Genomic DNA, 12,321 nt, shown 5'->3' with positions numbered 1-12,321 from the left:
CCCACCTTACATCTTTACAACGAAGTGCAGGCTCGTCACCTGCATTCGCTTATTGAGGTAAAGCCGGTGGGCGTCGGTTCGTGCTTCGCTTACGCCCGAGTCGAGATGTACCTCGTCGTACCCCTCACGTCGCGCATAGTCAATGATCCAATCGAGTAACAGCCCAGCATAGCCTTTGCCCCTCGCTTCGGGCAGGGTTGAAAGGTCATCGATATAAATGTACTTGCCGCGATGCAGGTTGTAGCCTGTCTCGAACACCGCCACGGCAGCGGCCTCGCTGTTTTCCTCGACAAAAATCATCTGGCGATTATCTGCCAGAGTCCGCCGCACGGCTTCTTCGTAGACTTCATCGACCAGTAGTGGACGCAGCACTTGAACCGCCCGGCGGCATTTCAAAACGTCAGCGTCAGATTTTGCTTCTTGAATCGAATTCATTGACTTACCAAATCACTTCAATACTATATTCTGTCAAATCCAAAACCATTTCCCTTTCAACTGTCGACCTTTTTACCTTCTCTTTCCACCGTCAAATTCAGCAAACTATGCCCCATCTTGTCACGTTTGGTGAGCAGGTACTTCTCATTGTAGGGGTTGGAGGCGATCTCTATGCCGACCGTGTCGACGATTTCCAGACCGTAGCCCATGAGTCCAACCCGCTTTTTAGGATTGTTGGAGATGAGTTTTATTTTAGAAATACCCAAATCCCGTAAAATCTGTGCACCAACGCCGTAGTCACGGGAGTCCATCGGCAGGCCCAGTTCCAGGTTAGCTTCCACGGTGTCGCGGCCCATTTCCTGCAACTTGTAAGCTTTCAATTTGTTTAGCAGGCCAATGCCCCGCCCCTCCTGATTCATGTATACCACCACGCCTTTCCCGGCTTTATCCACCAGGTCCATGGCAGCATGAAGCTGTCCGCCGCAATCGCAACGGCAGGAGCCGAAGATATCGCCCGTTACGCAGGATGAGTGCACTCTCACCAGCACGGGTTCGTCCTCTTCCCAAGTACCTTTTACCAAAGCAAGATGGAGTTCGTCAGTGTTAGTCTGCCGGTAAGCGATCAAGTCAAAATGCCCCCACTCTGTGGGCAGATCGACGCCAATTTCGCGCTTGATAAGTGTTTCTTCCCGCAGGCGGTAGGCAATCAAGTCCTTGATCGTTACCAGTTTCATGTCCAGCCGATCCGCAATTATGCGTAATTCCGGCAGCCGGGCCATTGACCCGTCTTCGTTCAGTACTTCCACCAGCACGCCTGAAGGCGTCAATCCGGCCAGGCGGGCAAAATCAAGTGAAGCCTCGGTGTGGCCGGTGCGGCGCAATACACCACCGTGTTTCGATTTAAGAGGAAATATGTGGCCGGGACGGCCCAGATCTTCAGGCTTAGTGTCAGGGTCAACCAGGGCCCGAATTGTCAGGGCGCGGTCAGAAGCCGAAATCCCCGTTGTGCAGCCGTTACCCAGTAAATCTACCGACACGGTGAAGGCCGTTTCGTGAGCTGCCGTGTTGACCTGCACCATCATGTCCAGACCCAGCTCCTCACAACGCTCCTCGGTAAGCGAAACGCAGATAAGTCCACGTCCTTCACGAGTCATAAGATTGACGAGTTCGGGGGTAATGGTTTCGGAAGCCCCTATCATATCTCCTTCATTTTCACGGTCTTCGTCATCCACTACAATGATCAATTTTCCCGCTTTTATATCCGCGATGGCTTCTTCAATGGAGTCGAGGCGTATTTTGGTATTATTGTTGCTCATTAGTTCTATCAATGAAAAATAGTTTCGCCGCTCGGGGCGTTGTAAGTCGTAAAGGTAAGCCCTTCGTTCGGAAAGCTTTACTTTTGACATTTGACAATGAAGAAACAAAGGTTGACGGACTTCTGTTTCTTTCCCGCCACGTTTCGCACGGTAACGATCTATTTTTCAAAAAATTTTGAAACAGGATTTACTCAGAATAAGGATGTTAAATTGCAATTCCCGCTGGATCTGGCTCGTGTGGATGGTCGTAGGAATAGGGTCGGTGGTTTCGGCGCAGGACCTGTGCTTAAAGGGTGGTGGCGGATTCTCAATCAATGGGGCTACTGGCACCGCCCCCCTTATTGGCTGCGTTCCTTTCAGAGTCGATGTAACCAACACTATAGCCGGAGCTAACAATATTAATTATGTATATGATTATAAAGGTGAAGTTTCGCCTAGCCTGACTACTGCCACCACTTTCACTTACAATAAGCCAGGAAAATACCGCATCCTGCAGGTAGGCAGCAGCGGAGCCACAGGGATTACGGCATGCCGCGAAGTGATCGTACGCGACAGCACGACACCTGAAGTATCAGTCACCACTTGTCCGGGCGGCATTGTCAAGCTCACTTTTGCCAACGATAGTATCACCCGCCAGTATGATCAGATTGAACTCGACTGGAACGATGCCTCAGCCGTAGAATATATAAGCAAAGGTGACGCCCTGCAAAAGGAACACCGATTTTTTGGCAGCGGCACCCGAATAATACGATATCGAGCAGTTTACATGAGTGGCAACTGCTCGGGCAGCCAGTGGAAGACTTTACCGGTAAGGGTCGATGGCACTAAGCTTGACAACATCAAAATAAGCCTGGTAGATGCCCGCGCCGATGGCTCTGTCGGCCTTAGCTTCCAGGGCATTGATGGAGTAGAGTTGGAGGTTATGGTGAAAACGGGAACGGGTAATTACGTGGGTTCCGGTGTCAAATCCTCAAAGGCAGGAGCCGTAGAGCTGACATTACAATCCCTCGACCCCAAGAAAGTCCACTGCCTGAAACTGGCTACCACCGACGCCTGCGGTAACGTAACCGAATCCAATGAAGTATGTACCACAGTACTGAACGGCAAAGCCGAAAGTGAGCGTAACATCCTCACCTGGACCCAATATCCTCAGTCGCAAGAATTTAAAGGCTACGAGCTGCTGCGAAATGGGGACCGCATCAAAAGATTCACCAGAATTGATGAATTGTCATACGTAGACAACGATGTCGAATGCGGTGTTTCATATCGCTACCAGATCGTGACAACGATCGATAAGGCCGAGTCACGGTCGGCTCCGGTTGAGGTAATAGCCAAATCGGACCTGAAACCCAGTGCGATCGCTCAGGCTATTGTGAGTGTGGAACAAGACGGCAGCGTGTCGCTGATAGCCTTTCCACCCAGCCAGGGGACTACTCCTGCTTTCAGGATGATTTTCGAGAGGTCTGATAATCCTACCTCCGGATTTCGGGAAGTAGGGACAACCCAGAACACCAATCGCTACTCGGATCTGACCGCCAAGACCTCGGAACGCTCTTACTGCTACCGAATCATGTACGAAAATGCGTGTGGCAACCGCTCAGAACCCAGTCCGCCGGTCTGCACCATTTTCCTGAAAAACACAGGCAGTTTCATCAAATGGACGGGCGACCCATCTTTTACAGACGAGGTGGGTGGTTATTTTGTGATAAAGCTCAATAACGGCGGTGCTGCCTCAGAAACGGGCGTCGGCGCGAATCTTACCTACGACCCGCAATTCGATGACCCGAACGAGCAGGAGTTTGATTATCAGATTCGCTCCCGCTCCCGGAACGGGTCATTTCTAAGTTTCTCCAACGTAATCCTGTACCGCCGGGAAGCCGCGCTTTTTCTGCCTGACGCGTTCTCGCCTAATGGCGATGGCATAAATGACACTTTCAAGCCAAGCGGTGTTTTCTTCGACAATTTCCAGATGATTGTTTACAATCGCTGGGGACAGTCGGTCTTTCAAACCACCGATTCGACCACGGGTTGGGATGGCTCTATCAACGGCACCCCAGCCCCACAAGGCCCGTACATCTACAAGGTTATTATCCGTGATAACACGGGGAAAGAGTTCGTCAGGAATGGTACCGCGTTGCTTTTACGGTAAAGGTATTATCTTTGGGCAGTCGGTCGCGACGATGACCCAAAGGCATTAGAGTGACTACTCACCACTCATCACTCATAATTCATCATTAAATAAGTATGCTAGGAAACATGGATTTATCGGGCATGATGGGCAAGATGAAAGACTTGCAGGCCCGCATGAAAGAAGCACAGGAACAACTGAGCAGTATTACTGAATCCGCTGAATCGGGTGCTGGCCTTGTGCGCGTGACGATCAACGGCCAGAAAAAAATCGTCGGGCTGGAGATCGATAACGACCTCATTAAGCCCGAGGATAAGGAAATGCTGCAGGACCTGGTGGTGGCAGCTGTGAACAAGGCCATGGAAAACATCGAACCTAAAATCAAGGATCATCTTCAGAAATCCACTCAGGGCATGCTACCAAACATTCCGGGCCTGGATTTGGGTAATTTGATGAAATAATCTCCCCACCCCTCTTCTTTTCTTCCTCTTTGCCACCACTTCCGGTTTCAGCTTAGAACCGGATTTTTTCTTTTTAATGAAACAGGTTGCCATCGTCATCCTCAACTACAACGGACAGAAGTACCTGGAACAATTTCTGCCCTCAGTACGTCAGTTCTCTCCGAACTGTGAGATTTGGGTAGCCGACAATGCCTCTACCGATCAATCGTTGACGTGGCTGCGGGAGATGCCCGATGTACACGTGTTGGTCATCCCTGATAACAAAGGTTATGCGGGAGGCTACAACTACGCACTCTCCAAAATTAAGGCCGATTACTACGTATTGCTCAATTCTGACGTTGAAGTGACACCCGACTGGGTAAGGCCGATGCTGAAATACCTGGAAGCCAACCCCGATGTGGCCGCTTGCCAGCCAAAAATCAAGGATTTTCACCACCGGACCCATTTCGAATATGCCGGGGCAGCGGGTGGTTATATGGATTTTCTGGGGTACCCGTATAGCAGGGGGCGATTGTTCGACACCTGTGAACCCGACAACGGCCAGTATGATGCCACTGTCGATGTTTTCTGGGCAACGGGAGCCTGCCTGTTTGTACGGGCGACTGCTTTTTGGGAAGCAAAAGGGTTTGACGAGCGGTACTTTGCCCACATGGAGGAGATCGACCTGTGCTGGCGGCTACTAAACCGAAGTTGGCGGATCGTCTGTTGCGGCGACAGCGAGGTGTATCACGTAGGCGGAGGTACTTTGCACAAGTCTAACCCCCGAAAGACCTTCCTGAATTACCGCAATAACCTGATGATGATTTACAAGAATATGCCTATCGGACAAAGGATGCGGGTGCTGCTGGCCCGGCTGGTGCTGGACGGTATCTCGAGCGTCCGATTCATGGTGGCCGGCGCCTGGCCCGACGTGTGGGCTATCGTGCGGGCACACTTCGCCTTCTACCGCCTCATACCCCGGCTCAATGAGCGCGGAAACCGCCCGCCCCGACAGGCAAGCCTTTACCGCCACAGCGTGGTATGGGAGTATTTCGTGAAGGGGAAAAGGAGGTTTTCCGAATTACCGTAGAATCTACCTCGGAGTAAATTTTTCCTAAAACTCCCAAATGGTAGGGCTTTGGTGACGGCGCAAATGCTTGCGCATTTCCATCCAGAAGGCTAGCACCAGGTAGATGATAATGGGTGAGCCAAAAGTAAGGAAGGAGGCGTAGATGAAATACAAACGGATGCTGCTCGCCGAAAAGCTAAGTTTTTCGCCCAGTCCGGCACACACTCCAAACACCTGATTTTCTACGTAGTATCGAATCCGATCCATAGTATTTTTCTCTTAAAAGGTACAAAGTAGCAATTTGTCGGTTTGAATCCAAATGGGATGCTCCTGGCAGGATCAGTAAAATGTCGTACCAACGGGCAACAATAACCCGGATGATCTGCAAAAAAGGCTATCATGCACACACTACATTTGTTTGGCGCAATTTGATTTTTTCCAAACAAATTTAGTTTATTTGTGGGCAAAGCTTTTTTTCAATCTTATTTTTATCATTATGCAGACAGGTACGGTAAAATTTTTCAATGAGGCCAAGGGGTACGGCTTTATTGTGGAAGACGACACAAACCGGGACATCTTTGTCCACGTTACAGGACTGGGTGGGCTGACGATCCGCGAGAACGACCGCGTGGAATTCGAGGTCGTGGAAGGCAAAAAAGGACTAAACGCTGTGCAAATAAGTAAGATATAGTTTTTACTTTTCCGGCAGTAAAACGTAAAAAGACCGCAACAAAGCTGCGGTCTTTTTATTTAAAGATTCTCCTGAATTTACGAAATCCAGCCTTCTACGTCTTCTTTCTTCGGCATCGGAGCATCTATTTTTAACTTCTTGCGCATCCCGCCCAAATCGTTAAATACTTTGTTGGGATTGGCTGTTTTCAGGGCAGAAACGGTCATGAAGCCCATTTTTTGCAGGGCCGGAATCCAGACGGCCGGGACACCCGCTGCCTCATAGTCGGCGTTGGTCGATACCTCGGCTTTCTTTTCAGGGCGCATTTGCGGGAAGAAAATCACTTCCTGAATGCTGGCGTTATCAGTGAGCAACATGGCCATGCGGTCAATGCCGATACCGATGCCCGCCGTGGGCGGCATACCGTATTCGAGGGCGCGAATAAAGTCGTCGTCCATTTCCATCGCCTCATCGTCGCCGCGCTCTTTCAGTTTCAATTGGTCCTCAAAGCGCTCCTTCTGATCGATCGGGTCGTTCAACTCCGAGTAAGCGTTGGCTATTTCTTTGCCGTTTACGAATAGCTCGAATCGCTCCACCGCGCCTTTTTTGCTGCGATGCTTTTTGGTCAGCGGCGACATCTCCACCGGGTGGTCAATGATGTAGGTCGGCTGAATGATGTGTTCCTCTACCTTCTCCCCGAAGACCTCGTCGATCAGTTTGGCCTTACCCATTGTGTCGTTGACGTCCATGCCCCAGGCGCGGCACTGCTCCCGGATGGCTGCCTCATCCATCGTTTCCACGTCCAGGCCGGTGTGCTGGCGGATGGCATCGGTGATGCTCAGGCGCGGATAGGGTCCGGCGAAGTCCAACTCGGTACCGCCGAAGGTAGTTTTGGTACTACCGTTAACGGCCAGGGCCACTTTTTCCAGCAATTCCTCCACCATACGCATCATCCATTCGTAGTCTTTGTAAGCTACGTACAGTTCCACGGTCGTGAACTCGGGATTGTGGGTGCGGTCCATGCCCTCATTGCGGAACAGTTTGCCAAATTCGTACACGCCTTCAAAACCACCTACGATCAATCTTTTCAGGTGCAGTTCGGTGGCAATGCGCAGGTACAATTTCATGTCCAGCGCGTTGTGGTGTGTTTCGAAAGGCCGTGCCGCCGCGCCGCCGTGAATGGCCTGCAACACGGGCGTTTCTACTTCCAGCCAGCCTTTTTCATCAAAGTACCCGCGCATGGTCGTAATCATCCTCGCCCGTTTTTTGAATACCTCCCGCACGTGGGGATTCACGATCAGATCTACGTATCGCTGACGATAACGTAGTTCGGGGTCGCTGAATTGATCATAGACATTGCCATCGTCGTCGCGCTTCACTACCGGTAACGGGTGCAGGGATTTATTCAGAATCGTGTACTCCTGCACGTGAACGGAGATTTCGCCCGTTTGTGTCGTAAAGACGAAGCCCTTCACACCGATGATGTCGCCGATGTCGAGCAATTTTTTGAATACGGTATTGTAAAGCGTCTTGTCTTCACCGGGGCAAATGTCGTCGCGGCGGAAATAAACCTGAATCGTCCCCGTACTGTCCTGCAATTCGGCAAACGACGCGCTACCCATGATGCGGAAGTTCATCAACCGTCCCGCCAAAGCCACACTTTTATAGTCCAGTTTGTGGTTTTCGTAGTTTTTGAGAATATCGGCCGCATGGGCATTCACCGGATACTCGGCTGCCGGGTAAGGGTCGATGCCCAGTTTCATTAGTTGTTCGCGCTTGTTGCGGCGCAGTAGTTCCTGTTCGCTTAGCATTGATTCGATTGAAAGTTGAAAGTCGAAGGTTGAAATTAATTTTTCAACGGCCTCTTCCCTCAAAAATTAGTTGGCAAAATTAGGGAAAATTTGCGGGAAAAGGTTTTCAGCCCGCTTGTCAGAGTCTCACCGGTTGATTTTTTCTCTTCGAATACTTGATACATCAGAATCTGAGGTATATTTTTGCCGAATGAACAAATCTCAACTATACAAAGGCAGTCTGACGACTATTATATTAAAACTTCTGGAAGAAAACGGGCGGATGTATGGCTACGAAATGACGCAGAAGGTCAGGGAAATGACTTCCGATGAGCTAACGATCAACGAGGGCGCGCTTTATCCGGCTCTGCACAAACTGGAGGCCGAAGGACTACTGACGGTGGAGGTAGTTCCCGCCGGAAACCGCCTGCGCAAGTACTATTCCATTACGCTTAAGGGTCAGGCAGAAACCGTAAACCGCCTGGCGGAGCTGGAAAGCTTCATTGAACATATGCGGATTTTGCTGGGGCCAAAGGTTATTTTAGGTTAAAGAGCAAATTCTCAACGGTTTGCGGAAGACATTAAACAATTAAATGCCATGGGGCGCCCCGCTCTCAACAAATAAAGAATAATTGTTATGCCCATCACAAAAGCACTCACCGATGAACAGATTGAAGCTCTTTTTAGCTTCGTGAGAAGCAAATATGTCGATCACTACGACGTGCAGGTCGAACTGGTGGATCACCTCGCCAGCGAAATCGAGCAGCAAATGGCGGAATCACCGGATATTACGTTCGGGGAGGGTCTTCAGCGGATATATCAAAGATTCGGAATTTTCGGCTTCAGTGAGTTAGTGGAGCAGAAGCAGAAGGCGGCTGACAGGCGCGCTAGGGTACTTTGGTGGCAATGCGTAAAGTACCTTCTCCGGCTCCCATTCCTGATAGGCTCACTCATCGGCGGAATGCTGATTTATATCTGCTTTGATTTTCTGGAAGGCGATAATTTCCTGCTGATTAACGCATCCCTTGCATTATCGGCCATAGTAGTTAATGCTATATCCGTGTATAGAAACAGGCCTTCCAGGGGTTACAGATTAACTTCTTACCAATACAATGGGATACTGCATTTCTGGAATATGTTTCATTTTCAGGCTGTGTTCGTAATAGCCGACTGGATCATGAAAACTTATCCGTTCGAGGTATACTCGATACTCGTCCCACTATTGTGCTGGATAAGCTGGCTGGGATTTGCGGCGAGTATATTGAGTTTTAAGAGGCTGGCAAAAGAACAACGCAGGCTATTTCCGCTGGCTTTCGCTTAGTTTTCAGCCAAACCAAAGCGCTTCAAGGTAGTTATAGCTTTTGTGATGAGAATCAGCCTCCCAAATCACTACCCATTCTCCACATTCAACTATCCACTAAAATAAATTGCCCGAACTACCCGAAGTCGAAGGCTACCGCCACTACCTGGAAGCCTCCTGCCTGCATCAACCCATCGAAAATATCGACGTGGAGGACCCTAAACTCCTCACTACCGATTACGCCACCTTACTCGAAACGCTGCGGGGCGCGTCCTTTACCGGGACGCGGCGCGTAGGTAAGAACCTGTTCGTATTTACGGACAAGCCTGGCGTGACCGTCAGGATGCACTTCGGGATGTCAGGTAGTTTGGAGTACTACCACAATTCACTGGACCGTCCGCGTCACGCCCGCATCGTGTTTTACTTTCGGGGCGGGTTCAATCTGGGATTCGTTTGCCCGCGCAAGTTTGAGCGCGTGGGGTTGGTGGAAGACGTGGCGGCATTTTTGAAGAAAAAGAAAATTGGCAAAGATGCCCTGGAATTGACCATAGAAGATCTGACAAATGTCCTGGCCAATCGCAAATCCGTCATCAAATCTACCTTGCTGGACCAGAGCGTGGCGGCAGGAGTGGGCAACTGGATCGCCGACGAGTTGCTTTTTCAGGCAAAAATCCATCCCGAAAGACGGGCCAACGAACTCTTACCTGACGAAATCGTGGCGTTGCGTGAAGCTACTCAGCTGGTGCTGTTGACGGCCATTGAAAAGGAAGCCCGCTACGCCCACTTTCCTGAGTCGTTCCTTATACACGCCCGGGCATGGGACGATTCGCCCTATGGCGAGGATACAGAGCAGCATTTGACCTGTCCGCGCGACGGCACCCCTATCGAAATAATCCGGGTCGGTGGGCGCACGACGTACTTTTGTCCGACTTGTCAGAAGTAAAGAGGTGGCCCTCGCTTTACCCTAAACTGCACGTCGAGGCCCTGTTATACTCTTCATTTTTATGCTGAGTGTAGTCGAAGGGCGCTCTCCACTAAATAATTTCGTACTTTTGCGCCGTATTTTCAATTTAGCTGAGTTGGCTTTTACCCCTAAATCAAAACTACTTACATGAACAAAATCAAAGTTGCCAATCCGGTCGTCGAACTCGACGGCGATGAAATGACCCGCATCATTTGGAAATTTATCAAGGACAAACTGATCCTTCCTTACCTCGATCTTGACATAAAATACTACGATCTGGGCATCGAATACCGCGACGAAACGGACGACCAGGTGACCATAGACGCAGCCAACGCCATCAAGAAATACGGCGTGGGTATCAAGTGCGCTACCATCACGCCCGACGAGGACCGCGTGGAAGAGTTTGGTCTGAAGCAGATGTGGCGCTCGCCAAACGGGACGATCCGTAACATCCTGGACGGCACCGTATTCCGCGAGCCGATCGTGATGAGCAACGTACCGCGCCTGGTCACGACCTGGACCGACCCGATCATTGTGGGCCGTCACGCCTTTGGCGATCAGTACCGCGCTACCGATTTCGTGGTACCTGGTAAAGGTAAACTGACTATGAAGTTTGAGGGCGAGGACGGAACGGTACAGGAGTTTACGATTTTCGACTTCCCCGGCGGCGGGGTTGCCATGGGCATGTACAACCTCGACGACTCAATCAAAGGCTTCGCGCGGGCGTGTATGAACATGGGCTTGCAGAAAGGCTGGCCCGTGTACCTTTCGACCAAAAACACCATCATGAAGAAATACGATGGTCGTTTCAAAGATCTTTTCCAGGAAATATTCGATACCGAATTCAAGGACAAATTCCAGGAAGCAGGTATCGTGTACGAACACCGCCTGATCGACGACATGGTGGCCTCGGCTCTCAAATGGAGCGGCAAGTTCGTGTGGGCCTGCAAAAACTACGACGGCGACGTGCAGTCTGATTCCGTCGCGCAGGGCTTTGGCTCACTCGGCCTGATGACCTCGGTACTTGTGACGCCCGACGGCAACACGATGGAGGCCGAAGCGGCTCACGGTACCGTAACGCGCCACTACCGTCAACATCAGCAGGGCAAGCCTACGTCTACCAACCCTATCGCCTCGATCTTCGCCTGGACGCGTGGTCTGGCCTTCCGCGGTAAGCTGGACGACAACCAGGAGCTTATCAAGTTTGCCGATACGCTGGAGCAGGTCTGTATCGACACCGTAGAAAGCGGCAAGATGACCAAAGACCTCGCCCTGATTATCCACGGCGACAAGCTCACGAAGGACGACTACCTGAATACGGAAGATTTCCTCGAAGCTATTAACGAAAATTTGCAGAAGGAGCTGGCCTAAGGGTCGCTCTTTCGAAAGATTAGAAAACCGCTGGCCTTTGTTTTGGCCAGCGGTTTTTTTTCAAAAAATATTTATCTACCTTTGCCAGCCCAAATCAGGAAAGCAGGAGATTATAAAGCTATAAATTTGATACTGAGATGAAACGTACCTATCAGCCATCCAAGCGCAAGCGTCGCAACAAGCACGGATTCATGGAGCGCATGTCCACCGCCAACGGCCGGAATGTCATAAAGCGCCGCCGCGCCAAAGGCCGCCACAAGTTGAGCGTGTCCGACGAGAAGCGTCACAAGCAGTAAGGCGTTACTAGTCAGGCTTGGACGGACTACGCAGCGTCGTTGAATTACTTTCGGAATTCACGTCACGGACAGTTTTCCCGGCACGAGCTTGAAAAAGACCTTTAGAAAAGAAGAAAAATTACGAAGCCGCTCGACTATCGAGCGGCTTTTTCAGCGTGGCAACCCCGCAGTTCAGACGTTCTATCACTTCCCTTTTCGGGTGTTGTTCATTCCGGCTCAGGCGCCGGACGGGGCTTCCGAAACCCCGATTGCATCGCAAAGCGCGCCACCACAGGTACTTTTTTCCGTATCGAAGCGTAATTTCAAGCGGGCTGTGGACCGTAATCTTATTCGCCGTCGCTGTCGGGAGGCTTACCGATTACACAAGCATGTATTCACCTTAGAATCCGAAGCTCCACCGGCTGCTTCTGTGGCTTTTCTGTATCTTGCAAAAGAAATAAGCCCGTACGACGTTATTGAAAAGTCGATGGTGAAGATCCTTCAAAAAATGGCTGCACCGCCTTCTTCCTAAATTTCTTGTAAAAAAATAAAAAGGCCGAAAG

The 12,321-nt window shown here is 50.6% G+C and carries 14 protein-coding genes; 10 read left to right on the top strand and 4 right to left on the bottom strand.

Going from position 1 to position 12,321, the window contains the following annotated elements; translation table 11 throughout:
- Window positions 1-6: 6 nt before the first annotated feature.
- A complete protein-coding gene (locus tag IE117_RS22970; RefSeq protein WP_189567801.1) occupies window positions 7-435 on the bottom strand; it encodes a GNAT family N-acetyltransferase in 429 nt (142 codons plus the stop codon).
- A gap of 56 nt (window positions 436-491) precedes the next feature.
- Entirely contained in the window at window positions 492-1,751 is a 1,260-nt protein-coding gene (locus IE117_RS22965) for a bifunctional 3,4-dihydroxy-2-butanone-4-phosphate synthase/GTP cyclohydrolase II (protein ID WP_189568088.1), read from the bottom strand.
- 202 nt (window positions 1,752-1,953) lie between these two features.
- On the opposite strand from IE117_RS22965, the gene IE117_RS22960 reads away from it, so the two are divergent.
- The 3 genes from IE117_RS22960 (at window position 1,954) to IE117_RS22950 (ending at window position 5,409) form a co-directional block, all read left to right on the top strand.
- Complete coding sequence (locus tag IE117_RS22960; RefSeq protein ID WP_189567799.1) at window positions 1,954-3,900, top strand: T9SS type B sorting domain-containing protein; 1,947 nt, start codon at window positions 1,954-1,956, stop codon at window positions 3,898-3,900.
- A 95-nt stretch (window positions 3,901-3,995) separates the two neighbouring features.
- Window positions 3,996-4,340, top strand: coding sequence for a YbaB/EbfC family nucleoid-associated protein (locus IE117_RS22955; protein WP_189567797.1), 345 nt, complete (start codon window positions 3,996-3,998; stop codon window positions 4,338-4,340).
- 76 nt (window positions 4,341-4,416) lie between these two features.
- Window positions 4,417-5,409, top strand: a complete 993-nt coding sequence (locus IE117_RS22950) for a glycosyltransferase family 2 protein (protein WP_189567795.1) — start codon at window positions 4,417-4,419, stop codon at window positions 5,407-5,409.
- Window positions 5,410-5,433: 24 nt separating this feature from the next.
- On the opposite strand, the gene IE117_RS22945 is transcribed toward IE117_RS22950, so the two are convergent.
- Window positions 5,434-5,655, bottom strand: a complete 222-nt coding sequence (locus IE117_RS22945) for a PspC domain-containing protein (RefSeq protein ID WP_189567793.1) — start codon at window positions 5,653-5,655, stop codon at window positions 5,434-5,436.
- A gap of 229 nt (window positions 5,656-5,884) precedes the next feature.
- Between IE117_RS22945 and IE117_RS22940 the strand changes: the two genes are divergently transcribed.
- A complete protein-coding gene (locus IE117_RS22940) occupies window positions 5,885-6,079 on the top strand; it encodes a cold-shock protein (protein WP_189567791.1) in 195 nt (64 codons plus the stop codon).
- Window positions 6,080-6,156: 77 nt separating this feature from the next.
- On the opposite strand, the gene lysS is transcribed toward IE117_RS22940, so the two are convergent.
- Window positions 6,157-7,869 carry a lysine--tRNA ligase gene (lysS, locus tag IE117_RS22935; RefSeq protein WP_189567789.1) on the bottom strand — a complete coding sequence of 571 codons (1,713 nt, stop codon included), beginning with the start codon at window positions 7,867-7,869 and terminating at the stop codon, window positions 6,157-6,159.
- Window positions 7,870-8,059: 190 nt separating this feature from the next.
- Between lysS and IE117_RS22930 the strand changes: the two genes are divergently transcribed.
- The 6 genes from IE117_RS22930 (at window position 8,060) to rnpA (ending at window position 12,290) form a co-directional block, all read left to right on the top strand.
- Complete coding sequence (locus tag IE117_RS22930; RefSeq protein ID WP_189567787.1) at window positions 8,060-8,398, top strand: PadR family transcriptional regulator; 339 nt, start codon at window positions 8,060-8,062, stop codon at window positions 8,396-8,398.
- Between the two features lie 87 nt (window positions 8,399-8,485).
- Complete coding sequence (locus IE117_RS22925) at window positions 8,486-9,169, top strand: hypothetical protein (RefSeq protein ID WP_189567785.1); 684 nt, start codon at window positions 8,486-8,488, stop codon at window positions 9,167-9,169.
- A 106-nt stretch (window positions 9,170-9,275) separates the two neighbouring features.
- Window positions 9,276-10,091 (top strand): Fpg/Nei family DNA glycosylase, encoded by an 816-nt coding sequence (locus tag IE117_RS22920; RefSeq protein ID WP_189567783.1) that lies wholly within the window; start codon window positions 9,276-9,278, stop codon window positions 10,089-10,091.
- Window positions 10,092-10,259: 168 nt separating this feature from the next.
- Complete coding sequence (locus IE117_RS22915) at window positions 10,260-11,483, top strand: NADP-dependent isocitrate dehydrogenase (protein ID WP_189567780.1); 1,224 nt, start codon at window positions 10,260-10,262, stop codon at window positions 11,481-11,483.
- A 137-nt stretch (window positions 11,484-11,620) separates the two neighbouring features.
- Entirely contained in the window at window positions 11,621-11,779 is a 159-nt protein-coding gene (gene rpmH, locus IE117_RS22910; RefSeq protein ID WP_189567778.1) for a 50S ribosomal protein L34, read from the top strand.
- Window positions 11,780-11,867: 88 nt separating this feature from the next.
- Entirely contained in the window at window positions 11,868-12,290 is a 423-nt protein-coding gene (gene rnpA, locus IE117_RS22905; protein ID WP_189567770.1) for a ribonuclease P protein component, read from the top strand.
- The last annotated feature ends 31 nt before the right edge of the window (window positions 12,291-12,321 follow it).

This window comes from Persicitalea jodogahamensis, assembly GCF_014651615.1.
GTDB classification, from domain to species: Bacteria; Bacteroidota; Bacteroidia; order Cytophagales; family Spirosomataceae; genus Persicitalea; species Persicitalea jodogahamensis.
The sequence above is the reverse complement of the archived record's forward strand: the minus strand, read 5'-3'. Positions and strand labels throughout refer to the sequence as shown.

Coding starts and splice junctions, on each gene's coding strand:
- IE117_RS22925 (WP_189567785.1), top strand. CDS start 8,486: ATGCCCATCACAAAAGCACTCACCGATGAACAGATTGAAGCTCTTTTT.
- IE117_RS22945 (WP_189567793.1), bottom strand. CDS start 5,655: ATGGATCGGATTCGATACTACGTAGAAAATCAGGTGTTTGGAGTGTGT.
- IE117_RS22960 (WP_189567799.1), top strand. CDS start 1,954: ATGTTAAATTGCAATTCCCGCTGGATCTGGCTCGTGTGGATGGTCGTA.
- rpmH (WP_189567778.1), top strand. CDS start 11,621: ATGAAACGTACCTATCAGCCATCCAAGCGCAAGCGTCGCAACAAGCAC.
- IE117_RS22955 (WP_189567797.1), top strand. CDS start 3,996: ATGCTAGGAAACATGGATTTATCGGGCATGATGGGCAAGATGAAAGAC.
- IE117_RS22930 (WP_189567787.1), top strand. CDS start 8,060: ATGAACAAATCTCAACTATACAAAGGCAGTCTGACGACTATTATATTA.
- IE117_RS22965 (WP_189568088.1), bottom strand. CDS start 1,751: ATGAGCAACAATAATACCAAAATACGCCTCGACTCCATTGAAGAAGCC.
- IE117_RS22950 (WP_189567795.1), top strand. CDS start 4,417: ATGAAACAGGTTGCCATCGTCATCCTCAACTACAACGGACAGAAGTAC.
- IE117_RS22915 (WP_189567780.1), top strand. CDS start 10,260: ATGAACAAAATCAAAGTTGCCAATCCGGTCGTCGAACTCGACGGCGAT.
- lysS (WP_189567789.1), bottom strand. CDS start 7,869: ATGCTAAGCGAACAGGAACTACTGCGCCGCAACAAGCGCGAACAACTA.
- IE117_RS22970 (WP_189567801.1), bottom strand. CDS start 435: ATGAATTCGATTCAAGAAGCAAAATCTGACGCTGACGTTTTGAAATGC.
- IE117_RS22940 (WP_189567791.1), top strand. CDS start 5,885: ATGCAGACAGGTACGGTAAAATTTTTCAATGAGGCCAAGGGGTACGGC.